Here is a 21,604-nt window from a genome sequence, read left to right as displayed (position 1 = left end):
CTCCCAGGAGGAGCGTTGTCCCCGTATGCCCAGAAGCCCCCGCGTCTCACCCCGGCCGCGCAGTACGTGCTCTGTGCCTGTGTGCTCGTCGCGCAGGGCATGGTCGCCGCCGTCAACCTGCTCATCCCCCAGCTCGCCGCCTCCGCCCTTCATCCGTCCGCCGGCGAACTGCTGTGGTCGGTCGACGCGTACGTCATCGTCTTCGCCGGGCTGCTGATCCCGGCCGGTGCGCTCGGCGACCGCTTCGGCCGCAAGGGCGCCCTCCTCACCGGCCTCGGCCTCTTCGCGGCGGGCGCCGCCACCAGCGCGCTCGCCACCGTCCCCGCCGTACTCGTCGCCGGACGCGGGGTGTGCGGGGCCGGGGCCGCGCTGATCATGCCCGCGACCATGTCCCTCCTGATCACCCTCACCCCGCCCGCCCGCAGATCCCAGGCACTGGCGGCCTGGACGCTCGCCGCCGGCCTCGGCGGCCTCGCGGGCAACGTCGGCGGCGGCCTCGCCGGCCAGTTCTCCACCTGGCGCTCCCTGTTCTGGGCCATGGTGCCGCTCGCCGCGCTGCTCGCCCTCGCCGTCGCCCGCCTCACGCCGCGCAGCCCCGAACGGACGGACGCCGCGCCCGGCCCGCTCGGCTCGCTGCTGCTCGTCACCGCCCTCACCGCCCTGGTGTACGGGATCATCGAGGGCCCTCCGCAGGGCTGGGGCTCGGCGCGGGTGCTGACCGCCTTCGGCCTCGGAGCCGTACTCCTCACCGTCTTCACCGTGCACGGGCTGCGCGCCGCACGGCCGCTGCTCGATCCCCGGATCTTCGCCTCGCCGGTGGTGCGCGCCGGGACACTGGGCATCGCCACGGCCTTCTTCGGGCTGTTCGCGCTGTTCTACGTCAACTCCCAGTACCTCCAGTATGTGAAGGGCTTCCCGGTCGGCCTCGCCGGGGTGGCGATCGTGCCGCTGACCGTCGGGATGGCCGTCATGCCGAAATTCGGGGCGCGCTGGCAGGACCGGTACGGCATCCGGCCGGTGGCGGGCGGCGGGCTCGCGGTCATCGGCCTGGGCCTGCTGCTCGTCTCGACCGCCGACGGCGGCACCCCGTACGCCCTGTACGCGGTGTACCTGCTCGTCATCTCCGCCGGTACGGGGCTCTGCGCGCCCGCGCTGACCTCGGCCGTCATCGTCGGGCTGCCCGCGCACCGCAGCGGGCTCGGCTCCGGGCTCAACACGGCGGCGCGTGAGATCGGGGCGGCGCTCGGCGTCGCCGTCGTCGGCACCGTGCTGGCCTCCCGGGCCGGCGCGGACGGCGCCGGGTCCTCGCACGCCGCCGCCTTCGCCCCGGCGATGTCCGACGGGCTGCGGGTCGTGGCGGTGGTGCTCCTCGTCGCCACGGTGCTCGTGGTCCTGGGGACGTCGGGGCGGCCGCGCGGTGCGGCGGAAGAGGCGGGGAGCGGGGCCGGGGCGGAGGCCGGGAGCGTCACCCGCACGGGTGCGGCCACGTAGCCGCGCCGGGAAGGGCGGCGCAAGGTCGGTCTGACCTGTCGTTCCACCGGCCCTGGAGTCCTCATGGCACAGACCGCGCCCCCGCCGGGCACCCCCTCGTCGTCCTCGTCGTCCTCGTCGCCCTCCGCACCGCGTCCGGGGGACGAGAACCCCTGGGCGTCCGGTGGCGTCATGTTCGCCGGTGTGCTGCTGATGGTGGACGGGGTGCTCGACGCGATCAAGGGCATCGCCGGTATCGCGTCGGACGACGTCTACGCGCGGATCAACGACTACGTCTTCAAGTTCAACGTGACGGCCTGGGGCTGGATCCACCTCATCCTCGGCGTCCTCATCGCCATCGTCGGCTGGGGCATCCTCAGGGGCTCCGCCTGGGCGCGCGGCGCCGGTGTGGGGCTCGCGGCGCTCAACATGATCGCCAACTTCATGTGGCTGCCCTACCAGCCGGTCTGGGCCGTGGTCTCCCTCGCCATCGACACCTTCGTGATCTGGGCTCTGTGCACGGCACGGAAGCCGGTCATCTGACCGGCCCCTCCCGGCCGGCTCCGTGCCGTTGTCAGTGGCCCGGGTCACACTGGAGACATGTGCCGCAGTATCAAGACGCTCCGACCGCCCGCCCTGCCCGAAGAGGCCACCGAGGACGACATCAGGGCCGCCGCCCTGCAGTACGTCCGCAAGGTGTCGGGATTCCGTGCCCCGGCCGCGCACAACAGGGAAGTCTTCGACCGTGCCGTGGACGAGGTCGCCGAGGCGACCACCCGGCTGCTCGACGGCCTGGAGATACGGGGTGGTGTCAGGACGCCATAGGGGGCGCGGCGGCAGCGGCGGCGGCCGGACGCCGCATGAGCAGGGCGGCGAAGGAGCCCGCGAGGAACAGGGCGAGCACCGAGACGGCCGTTCCCAGCCAGCTCGCGCCCAGCCACTGGGCGCCGAAGTAGCCGAGCCCCACGCTGTAACCGGCCCAGGCCACGCCGGCGACGGCCGACCAGGGCAGGAATTCCTTCACCTTGCGGTGCGAGGCGCCCGCGCCCAGCGAGACGACCGAGCGCCCGGCCGGGGCGAAGCGCGCGATGACGACGAGGATGCCGCCGCCCCGGCTCAGGGCGGCGCCGAGGCGCTCCTGTGCGGAGGACAGGCGGCGCGAGCGGGCGATGGCCCGGTCCAGCCGCTCGCCGCCGTGCCGGGCCAGCCGGTACGCGGCGAAGTCGCCGAGCACCGAGGCGGTGGCGGCGCACAGGACGAGGGCCAGCAGGGAGGGGACCTCGGTCACCTGGCGGGCGGCGCCCGCCGCGTCGGCGGCGACACCGGTGGTGCCGGCCGCGGCGGCCGTGGCGGCGGTGATCACCAGCACGCCGCTGGGCAGTACGGGGAGGAAGACGTCCAGCAGCACGGAGAGGGCGACCGCGACGTAGATCCATGGGCTGCCGGTCAGCGCACCCACACTCTCGAGCACCTTCTACTCCCCGATCGATAACAACGCCGCGACGTCGCAGGGGAGCGGCAGGAGCGGCAGGGTCAGCTGTACAGCGTACGCCTGCCGTTCACCCGGTGATCCATATATATGCGTGATGTTGGGCACCCCGGTCGAGGCCGGGCCGGGTGCGCACCGCCGGGGAGCGGTTTTTCCGGCGGTGCGCGAGGGATGTGCGGGGCCCGGTCGGTCGGCGGGCCCGGGTGGAGCGGGGAGAGGGATCAGACGGCGACGGGGGAGCTCTGTTCCGGGGTGTGGTTCCGATCCCGGCGGTCCGGGGTGCGGGCGGTGAGGAGGCTGTCCAGGGCGAAGGCGCCGGGACCGGTGAAGACGAGCAGCAGGAAGACCCAGCAGTAGACGGCCGAGGGTTCGCCGCCGTTCTGGATGGGGAAGAGGGCGTGGGACTGGTGGACCGTGAAGTAGGCGTAGGCCATGGAGCCGGACGAGATCAGGGCGGCGAGGCGGGTACCGAGGCCCAGGGCCACGAGGGTGCCGCCGACGAGCTGGATCACCGCCGCGTACCAGCCCGGCCAGGTGCCGGCGGCTATGGAGCCGCCGCCGTGGGCGCCGCCGAGGACGCCGAAGACCGAGGCAGCGCCGTGGCAGGCGAAGAGGCCGCCGACGACGATGCGGAAGAGCGCGAGGACGTGGGGCTGTGCCCGGTGGAGGTGTGGGGTCATGGGGGAGAGGCTCCTTCGGTCTGGCGGGGACGTGAACCGACTGGGCGCAAAAGATTAGGTAGACCTCACCAATACTTGCAAGTTCAACGTTTTGTCGATTGGCTGAAATCCGATGGGCTGTTGTGAGCCGTTCGGTGCGCCAATAACGCCGCGAACTGGGCAGCCTCGTTCCGTTACTTGGCCTGAACCAATGGCGGCGCAGTTTTCCGGCCACGGGTGTCCGGTTGTGCCGGCCGGCGCTCCCACCACGGCACCCCCGGCTTTCACTGGAGCCCCGCTGGAGTTCTGTGCCTCTCGGGCCCCGTTGGCGGGCCGCCGCCCCGCCGGTCGGCCGTACGGCGCCGAGCGGCTTGTCATGGACAGTCGTAGTAGGCCGAAAACACGTCGGTGGCCCCGCCGGCCGGCCCGTCGTTCGGGCAACGGCCAAAGGGGCCACCGGGGTTGGGGGCGCGGCCGGGTGTTCCCCGGCTCAGCAGCCGCTGAGCGCGGACTGCAGGGCCGACTTCTCGGCCGAGTCGACGGACAGCTTGTAGTAGTGCTTCACGTGGACCCAGGCGCGCACGTAGGTGCACTTGTACGCGGCGCGCGGCGGCATCCAGGAGGCGGGGTCCTGGTCGCCCTTGGCCTGGTTGACGTTGTCCGTGACCGCGATCAGCTGCGGGCGGGTCAGGTCGTTCGCGTACGCCTGCCGTTGGGCGGTGGTCCAGCTGGACGCGCCCGAGCGCCACGCCTCGGCGAGCGGCACCATGTGGTCGATGTCCAGGTCGGAGGCGGCGGTCCAGGTGGCGCCGTCGTACGGCGAGTACCAACTGCCGCCGGTCGCCGCGCAGCTGGAGTCCTGGGTGACGTTCGTGCCGTCCCGCTTCAGGACGACCTCGCGGGTGTTGCAGGCTCCCGACTGGGTGATCCAGTGCGGGAACTTGTCCCGGCTGTACCCGCTGGAGGAGCCCTCCGCCTTCACGGTCAGCTCGCTCAGATAGGTGCGGGCGGTGGAGGCGGAGACCGGGGTGGGCATGGCGGCCTGGGCGCTCGGTGCGGTGAGCAGGCCGGTGGTGGCGGCGAGTGCGGCGGACGTGGCGAGGACGGCTATGCGACGCGCGTAGACACCTGACATGCGAACTCCCTTGGATGTGGGGGGAAGTGACCGGGCTGTCGTGAACGGCCCGGCCATCGTGGCGGCGCCGGGTTTCCGTGGGGTGGGCGCCAGGTAACAGGGTGGCGACATGGGCACGTCACATCAAGGGATCTGACGAAGGGGTTCGTGGTGCGGGGGGCGTACGGATCCGTGCGCGCGGGCGCGGTGAGCCGGTCCGGTGCCGCGCCGGACGTCCGTGACCTGCGCGGGGGCGCATGCGTACGGCCCCCGCCCGGGATGGGCGGGGGCCGTACGGAAGTTCGTGGGGCTGGTGTTTGACGTGGGGTCAGCGGCCCCGGGGCGGGCGCGGGAGGTCCCGGCGCGGGTGGTGGGCGGGGCGCCGCGCGTCCCGCCGGGAGACTACCGCGTCTCGATGTGCAGCGTGATCGCGCCGTCCGCCGCCGCTTCGACGCGCAGCTGCGTCAGGTCGGCCACATGGGCGTCCGGCGCGTGGGCACCCGCGCGCGGGCCGACGCCCACCACGCGCATGCCGGCCGCCCGGCCCGCCGCGATGCCCGCCTCGGAGTCCTCGAAGACCACGCAGTCCGCCGGCGCGAAGCCCAGCGCCGCCGCGCCCTTGAGGAAGCCCTCCGGGTCCGGCTTGCTGGCCCCGACGCTCTCGGCGGTGACGCGGAGGTCCGGCATCCGCAGTCCGGCGGCGCCCATCCGGGCCGTCGCCAGCGCCAGGTCGGCCGAGGTGACCAGGGCGTGCGGCAGGGCGGCGATGGCGTCCATGAACGCGGGGGCGCCGCCGATCGGGACGACGCCGTCGGTGTCGGCGGTCTCCTCGGCGAGCATCACCTTGTTGTCCACGTGGTTCTGCTCCATCGGGCGCTCCGGGAGCAGGACCGCCATCGTGGCGTAGCCCTGGCGGCCGTGGACCACCTTCAGCGCCTCTTCCGGGTCCAGCCCGTTGCGCAGCGCCCAGCGCCGCCAGCAGCGCTCCACGACGGCGTCGGAGTTCACCAGGGTGCCGTCCATGTCGAGCAGCAGTGCTTGGGCGGTGAGGGCGGTGGCCGGCATGGGCGGGCTCCAGAGCGGGGGGAAGCGAACGCCGCGCAGGTGAGCGGCGCGGGAGATCAAGCGGCCCCCGCCCGCCGGTCAGGGTGTGCGCGCAGGGGCCACTTTGTTTCTCCACGATACAAAAACGCGGTCGCGAATGCGAATCCCCGTCCGGGGCGGGTGGGCGGAAGGCCCGCCGGCCGCCGTCAGTGTCGGCCGCTTCCCGTCGTCTCCTTCTCCAGGCGGCTCCGGGTGTTGGGGCCGTAGACGCCCTTCGGATCGCCCTGGATGTTCCACCAGACCTGGTAGTCGCTCACGGCTCGTTCCGTGCGCTCTCCGTACTCGGAGTCGACCGGACCGTTGTATACCCAGGCTTCCCGAAGCCGGTTCTGCAATTCCGCCACCTCGGGCCCTTGGTCGCCCCGCCTCAGCGTCCCCGCGTCGTCCGACGACGAAGGCGGCGGGGCGACGCCCTCGGCCGGGCCGCTGCTGCTCGCGGTGGCCGACGGGGATGCCGCGCCGCCCGCGCCGGGGGCCGCGGAGGACGCGGTGGCGGAGTGGGAGGGGGAGGCGGAGGCCGAAGCGGAGGCGGACGGCGACGGCGAGGCCGATGCGGACGACGTGGGGGAGGCGGAACGGCTGGGCGAAGCGGAGGCGGAGGGCGAGGCGGAGGGGGCGGCCTCGTCGCTCTCCTCGGGGAGGCTGGCCACCGTGGACGGCAGGGCCTGGTCCAGATCGGCCTCCCCGCCGCCGTCCCCGTCGAACAGCCCGCCGACGAAGGCCGCCGTGCCGACGACCGCGATCACGGCCGCCCCCGCGATCACCGCGGCGAACGGCTTGCGGCGGCGCGGCGCCACCGCGTCCGGGCCGGTGAGCAGGACGGCGGGGCCGGCCTCGTCGGCCGGGGCGCCGGCGTCCGGAGCGCCGGCCGGATGCAGGAACAGCGGCATGGTGTTCGCCGCGTCACCCTCGGGGCCGTAGACCTGCGGGGCGCCCGGCGGGGGCGCCGCGGACGCCGTCGCGGTGTCGCCGCCCAGGGTCACGTACGGGCGGATGCGCAGCGGGTCGAAGTCCTCCGCCGCAGCCATCTCCGCGGACCGGCCGGCGTGGTGCTCGTCGGCGACGCGCTGCTGCTCGGCGGCCCGCTCCGGATCGGTGACGTATCCCTGCGTGCCGGTGTTCCGGCCCGCGCAGGCGCAGCCCGGACCGGCGCCCGGTCTGCTCTCCGTACCGCACCCCGGGCATATATGTCCGGCCATCGTGGGTCCCCTCCCCTTGAACTGCCTGCGATTATGCAGCCCGCCGCCGAGAAGCCCAATCGGATGGGCCCCCGGCAGGCCATAACGGAGCAGAACGGACAGGATAGGGGTGTAGCGGACCCGAGGAGACGTTTCATGGCCCAGCAGCAGAGCCCCCCGGCCCCCAGCGCCCCCGGCGCAGAACACTCCACGCGGTCGGTCCTGGTGGCGATCGGCGCACTGCTGCTCGGCATGCTGCTCGCGGCACTCGACCAGACCATCGTCTCCACCGCGCTCCCCACCATCGTCAGCGACCTCGGCGGGCTCGAACACCTGTCGTGGGTGGTCACCGCCTATCTGCTGGCCTCGACCGCCGCGACCCCGCTCTGGGGGAAGCTGGGCGACCAGTACGGGCGCAAGAAGCTGTTCCAGACCGCGATCGTCATCTTCCTGATCGGCTCCGCGCTCTGCGGCATCGCCCAGAACATGCCCCAGCTGATCGGCTTCCGCGCCCTCCAGGGGCTCGGCGGCGGCGGTCTGATGGTGCTGTCGATGGCGATCGTCGGTGACATCGTCCCGCCGCGCGAACGCGGCAAGTACCAGGGGCTCTTCGGTGCCGTGTTCGGCGCGACGAGCGTCCTCGGGCCGCTGCTCGGCGGCTTCTTCACCCAGCACCTCAGCTGGCGCTGGGTCTTCTACATCAACCTCCCCATCGGCGTCGTCGCCCTTCTCGTGATCGCCGCCGTGCTGCACATCCCGGTCCGCCGGACGAAGCACACCATCGACTACCTCGGCACCTTCCTCATCGCCTCGGTCGCCACCTGCCTCGTCCTCGTCGCCTCCCTCGGCGGCACCACCTGGCCCTGGGGCTCGGGGAAGATCATCGGCCTCGCGGTGCTCGCCGTGGTGCTCCTGGTCGCGTTCGTGTCCGTGGAGCGGCGCGCCACCGAGCCCGTGCTGCCGCTGAAGCTGTTCCGGATCAGGACCTTCAGCCTCGTCGCCGTGATCAGCTTCGTCGTGGGGTTCGCGATGTTCGGCGCGATGACCTATCTGCCGACCTTCCTCCAGGTCGTGCACGGCATCACGCCGACGATGTCCGGTGTCCACATGCTGCCCATGGTGTTCGGGCTGCTCATCACCTCGACGGTGTCCGGGCAGATCGTCAGCCGCACGGGGCGCTGGAAGGTGTTCCCGATCGCCGGCACCGGCATCACGGCCATCGGGCTGCTGCTTCTGCACCGGCTGACGGTGTCCAGCGGCACCTGGGAGATGAGCGCCTACTTCTTCGTGTTCGGTGCGGGCCTCGGCCTGGTGATGCAGGTCCTGGTCCTGGTCGTGCAGAACGCCGTCTCGTACCGGGATCTCGGCGTGGCGACCTCGGGCGCGACGTTCTTCCGGTCCATCGGCGCCTCGTTCGGCGTGGCGATCTTCGGCACCGTCTTCACCAACCGGCTCACCGACAAACTCGGCACGGCGCTCTCCGGCCGGCCGCTGCCGCCCGGTGTCGACGCGGACAGCCTGGCCGCCGACCCGCGCGCCATCGGCCGGCTGCCGGACTCCCTGCGGGGGCCGGTGCTCCAGGCGTACTCGACGTCGATCACCGATGTGTTCCTGTACGCGGCACCCGTCGTCCTGGTCGCCTTCCTCTTCGCCTGGCTGCTCAAGGAGGACAAGCTGCGCGGATCGGTGACCGCGCCGGACCCGAGCGAGACCCTGGCGGCGAACCCGGTCGAGCGCTCCTCGTACGACGAGTGCGCCCGGGCCCTGTCCGTGCTGGCCACCCGGGAGGGCCGCCGCGAGGTCTACGTCAAGATCACCGAGAAGGCCGGCTTCGACCTGCTGCCCGCCGCCAGCTGGATGCTGCTGCGGATCAAGCGCCACGGCACGGTCGAGCCCGCCCGGCTGGCCGAGGTGGCCCCCGTGCCGCTGCGGGTGATCAACGACGCGGCCCGCCAGCTGGAGGGGCGCGGGCTCGTCCGGCGGGTCGGGGTGCAGATGGTGCTCACCGAGCCGGGCGCGGAGGCGGTGGTGAAGCTCGCCCAGGCCCGCGAGGACTCCCTCGCCGAGCTGCTGGGCGACTGGTGGGGGCCGGACCGGCCGACGGACCTGGTCGCGCTGGTCTCCGAGCTGACGCGGGAGACCAGCGGGTCGAGCAAGGAGCGCCCGCACAGCCCGGAGCCCAAGCGCGACCACGCGGCGGGGCACCCGCAGCGGGATTGACCTGCGGTCATACGGGGAAGGCCCGGGCCTCCGGGGCCACCTCCTTGGCGAACCAGTGCTCCGCGTACGGCCCCCGGTTGAACGCCGGCACCTCCCGGAAGCCGTGCTTCGCGTACAGGCCGCGCGCCTCCACCAGGTCGTGCCGGGTGTCCAGCCGGAGCAGGGCCGCCCCCAGCGCCCGGGCCCGCTCCTCCAGCGCCGCGAGCACCAGCCCGCCGCCGCCCGTGCCCCGGAACTCCGGGCGGACGTACACCCGGGTCAGCTCCGCCGTGTCCGCGGCCACGAGGACCAGGCCCGCGCAGGCGGCCGCCCGGCCGTCACAGCGGCCGACGACGAAGTCACCGGTCGGCGCGGTCAGCAGCGCGGCGCCGTCGTCGGTGAGGCCGTCCTCGATCTCATCGGCCGTCGCCGGACGCCCCCAGTAGCGGCCGGCGACCTCGGCGTAGTAGTCCCGCCGGAGCAGGGCCGCGTCCGGGGTATCGAAGGGTTCGGGTGCCACGGTCCAGGTCATTGGGCCATTCTTGCTACCGCACACATGTGTGAGCCAAGCGATTTCGAGGGGGCGGCGCGGTGGCGCAGGAGAACGGGGCCCACGTGGTCCGGCGGCTCGGCGAGCGGTGGATCCGGGAGCTGGCCGGGCCGGGCGGTGACTTCGTCTGCTCGCCCGCCGGGCTGTGGCTGGCGCTGGCCGCGCTCGCGGCCGGGGCGCGCGGGGAGACCGCCGAGGAGCTGCGGGCGGTGCTCGGGGTGGCCGGGGACGAGGCGGCCGGGGCGGCGACGGCCACGGCCCGGGCGCTGGCCGCCACCGACGGGCTGGGCGTGGCGACCCGGGTGTGGACCCGGACCCCGGTGCGCCGCGGGCTCCGGAAGGCGCTGCCGGACATCGGCTTCGGGCCCATGGACCCGGACCGGGCCGACGCCTGGGTCAGGAAGACGACCGGCGGGCTCATCGAGCGGCTGCCGGTGGCCGTGAACGCCCAGACGCTGCTGGTGCTCGTCAACGCGCTCGCGCTCAGGACGGACTGGGCGATCCCCTTCATCCGGGAGGTGACCCGGGACCGGCCGTTCACCGACGCGGCGGGCGTCACCCGGGAGGTGCCCACGATGTTCGGGAAGCCCCCGGCGATGGACGTCTGGATGACCGGCGGAGCGTTCGTCCTGGATCTGCGCTGCTCCGGGCAGCGGGGAGGGCCGCCGCCGGTCAAGGTGCGCCTCGTGCTGGGGCGGCCGGGCGAGGGGGCGGCCGAGGTGCTCCCGGCGGCCTGGGCGCCGAAGGAGGCGCGGACCGCTCTGCACGTGGACGTCCTGACTATCGCGGTCCCGCGCTTCACTCTCCGTGCGCACATCCGGGCGACCGACCAGCTGCCGGCGCTCGGGATCCGCCTCGCGACGACCCCCGCCGCCGACTTCTCCGGGCTCTCGGCCACCCCGCTCATGCTCTCCGAGGCGGTGCAGGAGGCCGTGCTGAAGGTGACCGAGGAGGGCCTGTCCGCAGCCGCCGTGACGGCGCTGCCCGCACCGGCCGGGGCGGAGCCGGGCCCGCCCCCGCGCCGCCTGCACGTCGCCTTCGACCGGCCCTTCGGCATCGCCGTCCTGGACCCGGGCGAGGAGGTCCCGCTCTTCGCCGGGTGGCAGGCGGAGACTCCCTCGGAGGACCAGGGCCTGTGAGGTTGGGGACACGAGGGCCTGTCCGGCGACTCACCTCAGCGGCGGCGGCGTGAAGACCGGCGGCGGGGGCGGTACCGGGCGCCGCCGCCGGGCGCGTACGACCAGGAACAGGGGCAGGGCCACCACCAGCACCGCGCCGCCGACCAGCGTCAGCAGCCAGGCCGGCATGCCGCCCCAGGTCAGCAGCGCGTCGCGGTACACCACGGTCCGGTACGGGGTGTCCTCGGCGGTCGCCCGCAGCTCGTGGTCGCCGTCGATCCGCTCCGGCGACGGGAAGTACTGGTCGATCGCCGTCACGAAGACCGGCTGGTCCCCGGTGACCGCCGCCAGCGCCTCGTACGGCTCCTTCGCGGGGTCGACGCGGCCCGCGTACGCGACCTTCGGGGGCCGTCCGCCGATCGCGTCGCGCGGTTCCATGCGGTGGTCGGCCAGCACGTACAGGCTGAGGGACTGCGGGGTGGCGGCCAGCCGGGACAGGCGCATCGGATAGACCAGCCGGTCGCTCGCGAACCGCAGCCGCAGCGGGTCGAGCGTCCCGTTCAGCGTGGCCCACCGTTCCTCCGGGGCGAGGCGCACCGCCACGTACTCCCACTTCTGCTCGACGTACGGGGTCAGGGCCGTGGTCAGGCGGTCCGGCAGCTCGAAGCCGTTCTCCTTCAGCCACTTCCCCAGCGCCTCCGGGTCGGTGGAGGCCAGCCGGGCCACGTCGAACGGGCCGAGCCGTTCCCGGCCGACCACATCGACCGGGGCGCTCGCCTTGGGGCCGGCGTCGTAGACGATGGGGTGCCGGGGTTCGCCGAACGGCCAGTCCTCGTCGCCCGGCCAGAAGTGGTGCCGCCTCTCGGTGACCGAGGCGGTGAGGGACTTGAGCTCGGAGAACAGCGCCGCGTCACCCAGCTCGACCGTGGCGCGGTGCGGCACCGGCATGATCCAGGCCGCGGTTCGCGAGTTCCCCCGGACGCTCAGCTGCATGACGATCTGCTCGGTGCGGCCGTCCCAGGCGACCGCCGACGTTTCCTGGTCGACCACCATCCGACTGTTCTGGTCCACCACCATCGCCCCGCAGCCGCAGGCGTACGCCGGTGCGATCAACGACCCCGCCTGCAGCGACACCAGCATCAGGAGCAGGGAGAGCGCCCGGACCGCCCAGCCCCCCGTCCTTCCGTTTCTCCCCGCGCGCCGCATCTTCCGTCCTCCCCGTCGTTGCTGATCACGGGCTCAGACGTGAGTGGGCCGCTGCCGGTTCCGGCCGTACCGTGCACCCGGGCGGGCGGACTTTCGGTCCAAAGCCGGGTGACAGTCAGGCGTAAAGGAGGTTGGTTGGGTCTACCCAGGAGCACAATGCGAAGGTTTCACACATGCCGGACAACCAGCCGGCGAAAGACCTTGGGAGGGTCGGCGCAGCGTGGCGAACGCGGAACACAGTGGCAGTGCAAGCGCGACGGCGGGAGCGAAAACCGGAACGGTACGGGCGGTGCTCTGGCTGGTCGTGGCCGCGCTGGCCGTCCGGCAGATGGCGGTGGTGCTGCGGCAGCCGCCGGGCGAACGGCTCACCGATCTGGAGACCTGGATCGGTGACAACGGGGTGCTCCATGTGCCCGGTTCGCTGTACGACGCCGACCGGTTCACCGGCACCCCGTTCTCCGGGCTCGTCCTCAAGCCGCTGACCCGTACCGCCGAACAGAGCCTCGGGGTCGCCTGGACCTTCGGTTCGCTCCTGCTCGTCGCCGCCCTCGGCCTCGTCGCCGCCCGCGCCCTGCCGGGGCCGGTCGGCCGGCGCACCGCCCTGCTCGCCGCGCCCGTCGCGATCAGCCTGCTGATGGTCTCGCTGCCGGTGCGCAACGCCTTCCACCTCGGCCAGGTCAGCATCCTGCCCGTCCTCCTGGTCCTCGTCGGCCTCTTCGTCGTCCGGGGGGAACGCGAGGCCGGGGCGCTCATCGGGGTGGCCGCGGCCCTCCAGCCGGCCGTGCTGCTGTTCGCCCTCCTGCTGTGGCTCACCGGAAGACGGCGTTCCGCGCTCACCGCCGCCGGCGCGTTCGCCGCGTGCACGGCGCTGGCGTGGGCCGCGATGCCGCACGACTCGTGGACGTACTGGGTGTACCACGTCGCCGGGGCGGGCCTCGGCGACCAGGCGGACAGCCTCGCCAACCAGTCCCTGCACGGCGCGCTGCTGCGCCTGGGCCTCGCCGGGCCGCTGGAGATCGCGCTGTTCCTGCTGCTGGCCGCCGCCGTCTGCGCCATCGGCCTGCGCCGCGCCGTGCGGTACGCGCGCGACGGGCAGCTCCTGCTCGCCGCGGCCGTGACCGGCTGCGTCGTCGTCGCCGTCTCCCCGACCGCCTGGCAGCACCAGCTGCTCTGGGTGCTGCTCGCCGTGGTCGGCCGGGCGGGCCGCAGCGCCTCGGACCGGCTGGTGTGGCCGGCCGTCGTGGTCCTGGTGACGACCCTGCCGGGCACGATGCTGCTCCCGAACGTCGCAGCGGTGTTCCCGGTACGCGACAACGTGCTGCTGATCGCCGCGGTCGGGGCCGCCTGCGTGACGCCGTTCCTGCCGCGCACCTCCCCGTACTGGCGGCGGCCCGTGCCCACCGCGTACGCGAAGCCGGTCCCGGCCCGCTGGGGCCGGGTGCCGCTGCTGCCGTTCTGGCGGCGGGTGCTCAGCCGCCCCAACCTGCTCCTGGAACTCCTCCTGATCCGCGTCGTCTACTCCGCGTACGGACAGGTCAGGCTGGCCGCCACGGCCGGGCGGGGCACCGCCGAACGCCACGGGCGGCAGATCCACTCGCTCGAACAGTGGCTGCACATCGACATCGAGCACCGGATCAACCACGCCGTCGCGGGCGTCGGCCGGCTGCGGGACTTCTTCGACTTCTACTACTCGACGTTCCACTTCTTCGTCCCGCTGGCGATCCTCGCCGTGCTGTACGTGCGCCGCCCCGCCGACTACCGCTGGGCCCGGTCCACCCTCGGCTTCGCCACACTCCTCGCGCTCATCGGCTTCTGGCTCTACCCGCTGGCCCCGCCGAGGCTGATGCCCGGGCTCGGCTTCATCGACACGGTGCACGGGGTGCAGGACTTCTCGCAGCCCGACTACGGGGCGCTGACGGCGGTGACCAACCAGTACGCGGCGATGCCCTCGCTGCACTTCGGCTGGTCCCTGTGGTGCGGGGTGATCATCGTGCTGCTCGCCCCGAAGGTGTGGATGAAGGTGCTCGGGGTGCTGCATCCGCTGTTCACGGTCTCCGCGATCGTCGCGACGGCCAATCACTGGGTGCTGGACGCGGTGGGCGGGGCGGCCGTCGTCGCGCTCGGGTTCCTCATCGCGTACGTGCTCGCGGGGCCGCGCCGGCTGCGGGAGGGGGAGGACGGGCTCCCGGAGGGCGAGCCGGTCCGCGAGGCGGTGGCGGGCAAGGTGTAGCCCGGACGGCGCAGGGCCCCAGCGCCCAGGCGGCCACGGACAGGGTGACCATCGACACCAGCGTGGAGGCGACGATCGCGTCGCGGGCGGGCCCGGTGCCGAGGCCGTACTCGCGGGCGTGGATGAAGGAGTTCTGCGCGGTGGGCAGCGCCGCGCACAGCACGACCCTGTTCGGTATGCGGGCGGGGGTGCGGCCCCGGGTGCCGCGTCCGGACACGCCGAAGCCCCGGCCGCGGTGCGGTCGGGGCTTCGGGGGTCACTGGCTCGGGCCGGGCCGGCTCAGTACCAGTTGTGGGCCTGCCAGAAGGACCAGGCGCCACAGGGGCTGCCGTAGCGGGAGTTCATGTAGTCCAGGCCCCACTTGATCTGCGTGCCGGGGTTGGTCTTCCAGTCCGAGCCGGCGGACGCCATCTTCGAACCGGGCAGCGCCTGGACCAGGCCGTAGGCGCCGGAGGAGGCGTTGGTCGCGCTCGGGTTCCAGCCGCTCTCGTGGCTGACGATGTTGCTGAAGCACTGGAACTGGGCGTCGTCACCGATCATCTGCTTCGCCGTGTCCTGGGCACTCCCGGCGGAGGTCGGTGCGGCGGACGGGGCCGCCATGGCCGGGGAGACACCCAGGCCGATGCCGGTGGCGCCCAGCAGCACGGAGGCGCCTGCGATGGCGGCCTTGCGACGGGTGGTGCGGGGCTTGGCGATGAGGTTACGGGCGAACGTCACAGGGAACCTGACTGTCGGGAACGGGGGAGTCGCGGGCTCGGTCCGCATCCTGCGTGGACCGGCGCTCGTAGACCGCGATCCCGGTGAGGACCCTGCGGTGCTCGGCGACGAGATCCAGTCTTAGCGGCGCCGTTCAGCCGTGGCAACGACCCCTGTTACGACCCCGCCTCGCACCCGGGGCCGAAGGTCCTGAACCCTCCGAAACCGCTCCATAGCAGGTCGCGCCGGGTGTGCCGAGGTCCGGCAAGCCCCGTGCCCGGCTCCTATGCCGCTTCGTACAGGACCGAGGTCCTGTGGGTGCCCTCACTCGCCACGGGCGCCGAATGTGACCTGGGCCTCGAAGGAAGCCCGCCGCGTCGCCCGCCGCAGCGCCTTCAGCAGCGGCGCCCCGACCGCCAGCGTCAGCACGATCGTGAGCACGGCCCGGCCCAGGTCCCAGCCGAGCGAGGTCGTCACGCAGTACGCGAGGAAGCGGACCAGGTTGTCGCCCAACGGGTCACCGGCCTGGAACGAGATGCCCGAGGCGAGGCCCGGCACGATCGTCCAGCCGTACAGGTTCATGATCGTCCCGTACGCGAACGAGGCGAGGGCCCCGTAGGCCGCGAGCATCAGCAGCTCGCCGCGACCGCGCAGCCGGTCCGGGCCGGGCAGCAGCCCGGCGCCCATCGTGAACCAGCTCATCGACAGCATCTGGAACGGCATCCACGGCCCCACCCCACCGGTCAGCAGCGCGGACGCGAACATCGTCACGGACCCCAGCACGAAGCCGAACCCCGGCCCCAGCACCCGCCCGCTCAGCACCATCAGGAAGAACATCGGCTCCAGGCCCGCCGTGCCCGCCCCCAGCGGGCGCAGCGCCGCCCCGACCGCGGCCAGCACCCCGAGCATCGCGACCGCCTTCGCGTCGAGCCCGGCGTCCGCGATCATCGCGACCACCACCCCGACCAGCAGCGGCAGCAGCGCGGCGAACAGCCACGGGGCGTCCTGCGCGTGCGCGAGCCCCGAGTCCCGGTCCGCGAGCAGCGGCCACCCGAAGGCGGCGACCCCGACGGCGCTGATCAGCACCAGCGCGACGACCGCCCGGGGGCCCAGCCGGACCGGGCGGCCCCGCCTCTCCACCTCGCTCACGCGCCACCCCCCAGGGCCGCGCGGACCTGCGGGACGGTGAGCCATTCCTGCGGGGCGAGGACCTTGGCGGTCTGCGGGGCGAACGCGGGCGAGGACACCACGACCTCGGCGGTCGGGCCGTCCGCGACGACCTCCCCGTCGGCGAGGATCACCACCCGGTGCGCCAGCTCGGCGGCCAGCTCCACGTCATGGGTGGCGAGCACGATCGCGTGCCCCTCGGCGGCCAGCGCGCGCAACACCCCGACCAGCCGGGCCTTCGCCGCGTAGTCCAGACCCCGGGTCGGCTCGTCCAGGAGCAGCAGCGGCGGCCGGGCGGTGAGCACCAGGGCCAGGGCCAGCGCGAGGCGCTGCCCCTCGGACAGATCGCGGGGGTGCGTGTCGTCCCCGACCCCCGGCAGCAGCTCCGAGACCAGGGCCCGGCAGCTGCCCGGCTCCGCCCCGGCGTCCGCGTCCGCCGCCGCGCACTCGGCGGCGACCGTGTCCGCGTACAGCAGATCGCGCGGCTCCTGCGGTACGAGGCCGACCCGGCGCACCATCTCGCGCGGCGGGGTCCGGTGCGGGGGCAGGCCGCCGGTCAGGACGGTGCCGGAGGTGGGCTCGACCATGCCGACGAGGGCGCCGAGCAGTGTGGACTTGCCCGCGCCGTTGCGGCCCATCAGGGCCACGGTCTCGCCGGCCCCGACGGTGAGCGACACCCGGCGCAACGCCTCGATCCGGCCCCGCCGCACCCCGAGCCGTTCGACGCGGGCGGCGGGGGCGCCGGTGACGGGCGCGGGGGCGGGAGCCTCGTGCGGGGCACGCCGGAACAGCCGGGCGAGGGCGCCCCGGCTCGGAGCGGGGCGGGGTGACAGGGGTGCCGCCGGGAAGCCGGGCGACTCCGGGGCCGGGTGCTTGGGCGCCACCTCCGCCAGCCGGTCGCGCAGGGCGCCGGCCCTCCGCCGCGCGTCCCGGACCGTGAGGGGCAGCGGCTCCCAGCCCGCGAGGCGGCCGAGCGCGACGACCGGGGGGTGCACCGGGGAGACCGCCATCATCCCGGCGGGCGTGCCCATCACCGGGGCGGCGCCCGGCGACGGGAGCAGGACGACCTGGTCCGCGTACTGCACCACGCGCTCCAGGCGGTGTTCCGCCATGAGGACCGTGGTGCCCAGGTCGTGGACGAGCCGTTGGAGGACCGCGAGGACCTCCTCGGCCGCCGCCGGGTCGAGCGCGGACGTCGGCTCGTCCAGGACCAGGACGCGGGGGTGCGGGGTCAGGACCGAGCCGATCGCGACCCGCTGCTGCTGGCCGCCGGACAGGGTGGCGATCGGGCGGTCGCGCAGCCCGGCGAGGCCCAGCAGGTCGAGGGTCTCCTCGACCCGCCGCCGCATCACGTCCGGGGCCAGGCCCAGCGACTCCATGCCGTAGGCCAGCTCGTCCTCGACGGTGTCGGTGACGAAGTGCGCGAGGGGGTCCTGGCCCACCGTGCCGACCAGGTCCGCGAGCTCCCTGGGCTTGTGCGTACGGGTGTCGCGCCCGTCCACGGTGACCCGCCCGGTCAGGGTGCCGCCCGTGAAGTGCGGCACCAGACCCGAGACGGCGCCGAGCAGCGTCGACTTGCCGACCCCGGACGGGCCGACGAGCAGCACGAGCTCACCCTCCGGGACCGTCAGGTCGACCCCCGACAGGGTGGGGCGCCCGGCCCCCTCGTACCGTACCGAAACATCGTCGAACCGGATCACGCGTGCTCCTGGAAGCCTGTGGGGGGAGGCGGGACGGGCGCGATCGCCGCGGGACACAGCCCGAGCAGAACGGCGGCCGCCGGCCACAGCGGCAGCACGGGCGCGGTGAGCGGTACGACCCCGGGGTGCAGCGCCGCCGGATCGGCGTTCTGGGCCCAGATCATCGCCGCCGCGACCGCCGCGCCGGAGGCGGCGATCAGCCAGGCCCGTACGCCCCACCGGTCGGGCCGGTAGCGGGTCCGCACCGAGCGCGCCCCGCCCAGCCGCAGACCCGCCATCGCCGCGAGGAGACCGGCGACGAGCAGCGGCACCCCGTAGCCGGCGCCCTCGGCGGCCAGCAGCCCGTACGTACCGGCGCACACCCCGAGCAGCCCGCCGAGCGTCAGCACGTTCGTGGTGTGCCGGACGGCGGCCGGGACGCGGGCGGTACGCCCGTAACCGCGCGCGTCCATGGAGGCGGCCACGGAGACCGACCGTTCGAGGGCACCCTCCAGGACCGGCAGCCCGATCTGGAGGACGGCCCGCACGCCGCCGGTCGGCCGGCCGCGCAGCCGGCGGGCGGTGCGCAGCCGCAGTACGTCGGCGACCATGTTCGGCGCGAACGTCATCGCCACGACGACGGCGACCCCGGCCTCGTACAGCGCGCCGGGCAGCGACTTCAGGAGCCGGGCCGGGTTCGCGAGGGAGTTCGCCGCGCCGACGCAGATCAGCAGGGCCGCCAGCTTCGCCCCGTCGTACAGCGCGAACAGCATTTGCTCGGCGGTGACCCGGCCGCCGATCCGGATGCCCTTCGCCCATGCGGGCAGCGGCAGCTCGGGCAGCGTGAACAGGGTGTGCGTGCCGGGGATCGGGGAGCCGAGAAAGACGGAGAACAGCAGCCGGACCGCGATCACGAAGAGCCCGATCCGGATGAACATCCCGTACGACCGGGCCCACGGCGCGTCCGTGCGGCGGGCGGCCACCACGTATCCCGCGACCCCGACCAGCAGGCCGAGCAGGAGCGGGTTGGTGGTCCGGGACGCGGCCGTGGCCAGGCCCAGCGCCCACAGCCACCACGCCCCGGCCGGCACCGCGTTGGAGCGGGTCGCGGCGGGGGCGCGCCAGGCGGGAAGCCGGTGTGTCGCGGTGTCCGTGCGGCCGGCCGTCGGGCCGGTCATCCGCGACGGCGGCGGGCCTGCGCGACTGCGGCGATGCCGAGGAGCAGCACGGCGCCGATCCCGACGAGGACCCCGGCCGACGGACCGCCGTCGTCGCCGTGGCCGCCGGTGGAGGCTGCGGAGGCGGCCGGGGTGGGCGTCTTGCCGCCGTCGTCCGTGCCGCTGTCGCTGTCGCCGGAGACCTGCTCGCCGCAGCCGGTGGCCGGGTAGCCGGAGATCGCGCAGAGCATCGCGCTCGCGTCGTAGCGCAGCGGCTTGGCGACCGCCGCCAGGGCCTCCGCGCTGCTCGCGTCCTTCGCCACCCGCGCGCACGCGGTACGCGGCGGGGGCGGGGTCTCCCCGTCCGGCGCGTCGGCCGCGGTGCCCGGGTCGATGACGACCGCGACGCGCTTGCTGCCGTCCTTCGCCGGGGTGTCCGCGCAGACCTCTGCGAAGTCGGGGGCGCGGCGCGGCTCGGAGGCGTCCTGAGAGTCGGCGCTCACCGAGAACCGGAAGCCCTGCACCGAGCCGTCCTCGGGCCGGACGAGCGAGGGCCCTTGCGTGGCGTACGACCAGCCGCTCGCCGTGCCCTCCCAGAACGACCAGTAGCGGTAGCCCGCCGCCTGCGCCGTGCCCGCGCCGAGCACGGCCAGGACGGCACCGGCGACCAGGAGCGCGGCGGCCCGTGCGACGCGGCGGTGGGGCTGCCGGGTGGCCTCGGACCGGGCGGCCACGCCCCGGCACGCACGCTTCCGGCGTTGTCGTCGGTCAGCGACGCTCCGCGTCGACTCCCTCCTCCGCCTTGGAATCGCACGCATCGGACCGCGTCCGCTCGTCCGGCCCGAGGCCACCCGGCAGCCCCTCACAGCTGGTTCTTGCGGCGGCCGCTGATCAGGAACCCGGCGCCCGCGCCGACCGCGAGGCCGATGCCGACGAACCACCAGACGCCGCCGATGCCGTCGCCGTCGCCGCTGTCCTTCTTCTCCTCGTCCTCCGTGGCCGTGGGCTCCGGCTTCTTCACGGCGGCCGGCTCGGGGCCGGTCGCGTTCAGCTGGGAGACGAGGTCGGCGCCGCCGAAGTCGTGCACGTCCGCGCCGGTCGCGTGGGCGGCCAGGATCAGCTGGGCGTAGGCGGCGGGGCCGCTCTGCTTCGCCCAGGCGGCGGAGTTCTTCTTCAGCCAGGCGACCGAGCCGGCCGCCTTGTCCTTGTGGCCGGCGGCGGACAGGGCGACGACCGCGTCGGCGGTGTTGCCGAAGTCGGGCTGCGGCTCGCTGTCCTCGGCGCCGGGCATCGGGGCCGCGTCGAGGTGGCCGCTCTTCGCGAGGGCGGTGGCGAGGTAGGAGGCGCCGTTCTGCGCGGCCTGCTCCGGTGCGAGCGGGGAGCCCTTGTGGCAGGAGGGGTCCTTCACGGCCGCGTTGTCCGAGACAACCAGGCCCTTGCCGAGTGCGCCGAGGACACCGGCAGCGGTGGCGTCACCGTTGGCGGCGAGCTTGCCGGCCTTGTCGGGCTGGTAGGCGAAGGCGCCGCCGTCCTTGCCGCCGCAGGGGATGGAGAACGCGAGCAGTGCGGTGTAGGGGGTCTTGCCGCCGGGCGTCGTCACGTCGCCCAGCTTCTCGCCGGCCCGGGCGAGGGCGCCGATCACGATGGACGTGGAGTTCGCGTCGCTGGGGCTGCCGGCGGTGTAGCCCCAGCCGCCGTCCTCGTTCTGGACGGACTTGAGCCAGCTGACCGCGTTCGCGAGGGCGTCCTGGTGACCGCCGACCGCGCGCAGGGCCTGGGCGGCGGCGGCCGTGGCATTGGTGTCGACCATGGTCTTGTCGGTGCAGGGCGCGGAGGCGTCCGGGCGGTACGCGGGGAACGCGCCGCTGTCGCACTGCTGGCCGGTCAGCCAGTCGACGGCCTTCGTGGCCGGGGTCACGCCCACGGCCTGCTGCGCGAGGAACGCGAGCGACTGCCGCCACACCCCGTCGTAGGTCGGGTCGCCGGTGCCGTAGAGCCCGGAGGGCAGTGCGGCCGAGGGGGAGGGGGACGGAGACGGCGCGGCGACGGCGGCCGGGGCGGCGGCCGCGCAGAGCGCGGCGGCGGTGACGGCGAGCGCGGCGGCGCTGCGGCGTACGGTCATGGCGGGTGGTGCCTCTCCTGGGGAACCGGACACCGGCACACACAGGCACCAGGCTCCGGCTCCGTTTACCTCGACGGGGCCGGCCGCCGGGGTTCCGGCGGCGTGAGCCGGTCACGACGCGGACAGGGCATTCCGACTTCCGCCTCGCGGCGGTTCACGGATGGGGTCTCCCCTGCTCGAGCGGAGTCGAGAGCTTGGGGAAGGGTCAGTGCCGGATTCGCACCGGCTTCCCCCTGAACGGGCATGATGACGACTCGCACAGTCTAGCGGGCGGGGGCGCGGGGCCGTGGGGGTGCACCTGCGGGCGGCCCTGTTCCCCTGCCCCTTCCCGAAACCGGGCCCCCGCCCCGGGCCCCCGCGCCTCGAACGCCGGCGGGGCTCGGTTTCAGGGCGCCGCCCGGGGGCGGGGGGGGGGGCGCGCCGCCCCCCCCCCCCCCCCCCCCCCCCCCCCCCCCCGCCCGCGCAG

General features: G+C 74.1%; 19 protein-coding genes. 6 read left to right on the top strand and 13 right to left on the bottom strand.

What is annotated here, in order from left to right; translation table 11 throughout:
• Positions 1-15: 15 nt before the first annotated feature.
• The 3 genes from ACLQ2N_RS07280 (at position 16) to ACLQ2N_RS07270 (ending at position 2,295) form a co-directional block, all read left to right on the top strand.
• Entirely contained in the window at positions 16-1,491 is a 1,476-nt protein-coding gene (locus tag ACLQ2N_RS07280) for an MFS transporter (protein WP_425810281.1), read from the top strand.
• Positions 1,492-1,554: 63 nt separating this feature from the next.
• Positions 1,555-2,013 (top strand): DUF7144 family membrane protein, encoded by a 459-nt coding sequence (locus ACLQ2N_RS07275; RefSeq protein WP_425810279.1) that lies wholly within the window; start codon positions 1,555-1,557, stop codon positions 2,011-2,013.
• A gap of 57 nt (positions 2,014-2,070) precedes the next feature.
• Positions 2,071-2,295 (top strand): DUF2277 domain-containing protein, encoded by a 225-nt coding sequence (locus ACLQ2N_RS07270; RefSeq protein ID WP_425810277.1) that lies wholly within the window; start codon positions 2,071-2,073, stop codon positions 2,293-2,295.
• On the opposite strand, the gene ACLQ2N_RS07265 is transcribed toward ACLQ2N_RS07270, so the two are convergent.
• The 5 genes from ACLQ2N_RS07265 to ACLQ2N_RS07245 all read right to left on the bottom strand — a co-directional run bounded on the left by ACLQ2N_RS07265 (position 2,282) and on the right by ACLQ2N_RS07245 (position 7,035).
• On the bottom strand, positions 2,282-2,941 hold the full coding sequence (locus tag ACLQ2N_RS07265) for a DedA family protein (protein ID WP_425810275.1): 660 nt from the start codon (positions 2,939-2,941) through the stop codon (positions 2,282-2,284). The two genes, ACLQ2N_RS07270 and ACLQ2N_RS07265, sit on opposite strands and share 14 nt — an antisense overlap.
• A gap of 239 nt (positions 2,942-3,180) precedes the next feature.
• On the bottom strand, positions 3,181-3,639 hold the full coding sequence (locus ACLQ2N_RS07260; protein WP_425810273.1) for a DoxX family protein: 459 nt from the start codon (positions 3,637-3,639) through the stop codon (positions 3,181-3,183).
• Between the two features lie 469 nt (positions 3,640-4,108).
• The gene (locus tag ACLQ2N_RS07255) at positions 4,109-4,753 is read right to left on the bottom strand and encodes an HNH endonuclease family protein (protein WP_425810271.1); all 645 of its coding nucleotides are present in this window, start codon (positions 4,751-4,753) and stop codon (positions 4,109-4,111) included.
• Between the two features lie 381 nt (positions 4,754-5,134).
• Complete coding sequence (locus tag ACLQ2N_RS07250) at positions 5,135-5,797, bottom strand: HAD-IA family hydrolase (RefSeq protein ID WP_425810269.1); 663 nt, start codon at positions 5,795-5,797, stop codon at positions 5,135-5,137.
• A 185-nt stretch (positions 5,798-5,982) separates the two neighbouring features.
• A complete protein-coding gene (locus ACLQ2N_RS07245) occupies positions 5,983-7,035 on the bottom strand; it encodes a peptidoglycan-binding domain-containing protein (RefSeq protein WP_425810267.1) in 1,053 nt (350 codons plus the stop codon).
• Here ACLQ2N_RS07245 and ACLQ2N_RS07240 point away from each other — a divergent pair.
• Positions 7,024-9,234: a DHA2 family efflux MFS transporter permease subunit gene (locus ACLQ2N_RS07240; protein ID WP_425810265.1), complete on the top strand. Its 2,211-nt coding sequence runs from the start codon at positions 7,024-7,026 to the stop codon at positions 9,232-9,234. The genes ACLQ2N_RS07245 and ACLQ2N_RS07240 overlap by 12 nt on opposite strands.
• A 7-nt stretch (positions 9,235-9,241) precedes the next feature.
• On the opposite strand, the gene ACLQ2N_RS07235 is transcribed toward ACLQ2N_RS07240, so the two are convergent.
• Entirely contained in the window at positions 9,242-9,745 is a 504-nt protein-coding gene (locus ACLQ2N_RS07235) for a GNAT family N-acetyltransferase (RefSeq protein ID WP_425810263.1), read from the bottom strand.
• A gap of 59 nt (positions 9,746-9,804) precedes the next feature.
• Here ACLQ2N_RS07235 and ACLQ2N_RS07230 point away from each other — a divergent pair, with 59 nt between their 5' ends.
• Positions 9,805-10,902 carry a serpin family protein gene (locus ACLQ2N_RS07230; protein WP_425810261.1) on the top strand — a complete coding sequence of 366 codons (1,098 nt, stop codon included), beginning with the start codon at positions 9,805-9,807 and terminating at the stop codon, positions 10,900-10,902.
• 30 nt (positions 10,903-10,932) lie between these two features.
• On the opposite strand, the gene ACLQ2N_RS07225 is transcribed toward ACLQ2N_RS07230, so the two are convergent.
• Entirely contained in the window at positions 10,933-12,021 is a 1,089-nt protein-coding gene (locus ACLQ2N_RS07225; RefSeq protein ID WP_425810259.1) for a DUF2330 domain-containing protein, read from the bottom strand.
• Positions 12,022-12,376: 355 nt separating this feature from the next.
• On the opposite strand from ACLQ2N_RS07225, the gene ACLQ2N_RS07220 reads away from it, so the two are divergent.
• Positions 12,377-14,317, top strand: a complete 1,941-nt coding sequence (locus tag ACLQ2N_RS07220) for a bifunctional glycosyltransferase 87/phosphatase PAP2 family protein (protein WP_425810257.1) — start codon at positions 12,377-12,379, stop codon at positions 14,315-14,317.
• A gap of 279 nt (positions 14,318-14,596) precedes the next feature.
• Here the strand turns inward: ACLQ2N_RS07220 and ACLQ2N_RS07215 are convergent, their stop codons facing one another.
• The 6 genes from ACLQ2N_RS07215 to ACLQ2N_RS07190 form a co-directional block, all read right to left on the bottom strand.
• The gene (locus ACLQ2N_RS07215; protein ID WP_365679741.1) at positions 14,597-15,034 is read right to left on the bottom strand and encodes a transglycosylase SLT domain-containing protein; all 438 of its coding nucleotides are present in this window, start codon (positions 15,032-15,034) and stop codon (positions 14,597-14,599) included.
• Between the two features lie 303 nt (positions 15,035-15,337).
• The gene (locus ACLQ2N_RS07210) at positions 15,338-16,207 is read right to left on the bottom strand and encodes an ECF transporter S component (RefSeq protein WP_425810255.1); all 870 of its coding nucleotides are present in this window, start codon (positions 16,205-16,207) and stop codon (positions 15,338-15,340) included.
• Complete coding sequence (locus ACLQ2N_RS07205) at positions 16,159-17,880, bottom strand: ABC transporter ATP-binding protein (RefSeq protein WP_425810253.1); 1,722 nt, start codon at positions 17,878-17,880, stop codon at positions 16,159-16,161. Before ACLQ2N_RS07205 ends, ACLQ2N_RS07210 begins: the two co-directional genes overlap by 49 nt.
• Positions 17,877-19,037, bottom strand: coding sequence for an energy-coupling factor transporter transmembrane protein EcfT (locus tag ACLQ2N_RS07200; RefSeq protein WP_425810251.1), 1,161 nt, complete (start codon positions 19,035-19,037; stop codon positions 17,877-17,879). Before ACLQ2N_RS07200 ends, ACLQ2N_RS07205 begins: the two co-directional genes overlap by 4 nt.
• The gene (locus ACLQ2N_RS07195) at positions 19,034-19,834 is read right to left on the bottom strand and encodes an SCO2322 family protein (RefSeq protein ID WP_425810249.1); all 801 of its coding nucleotides are present in this window, start codon (positions 19,832-19,834) and stop codon (positions 19,034-19,036) included. Before ACLQ2N_RS07195 ends, ACLQ2N_RS07200 begins: the two co-directional genes overlap by 4 nt.
• Positions 19,835-19,878: 44 nt before the next feature.
• Positions 19,879-21,138, bottom strand: coding sequence for a prenyltransferase/squalene oxidase repeat-containing protein (locus tag ACLQ2N_RS07190; protein WP_425810247.1), 1,260 nt, complete (start codon positions 21,136-21,138; stop codon positions 19,879-19,881).
• Between the last annotated feature and the right edge of the window lie 466 nt (positions 21,139-21,604).

This window comes from Streptomyces sp. DT224 (assembly GCF_049844595.1).
Lineage (GTDB): Bacteria > Actinomycetota > Actinomycetes > Streptomycetales > Streptomycetaceae > Streptomyces.
The sequence above is the reverse complement of the archived record's forward strand: the minus strand, read 5'-3'. Positions and strand labels throughout refer to the sequence as shown.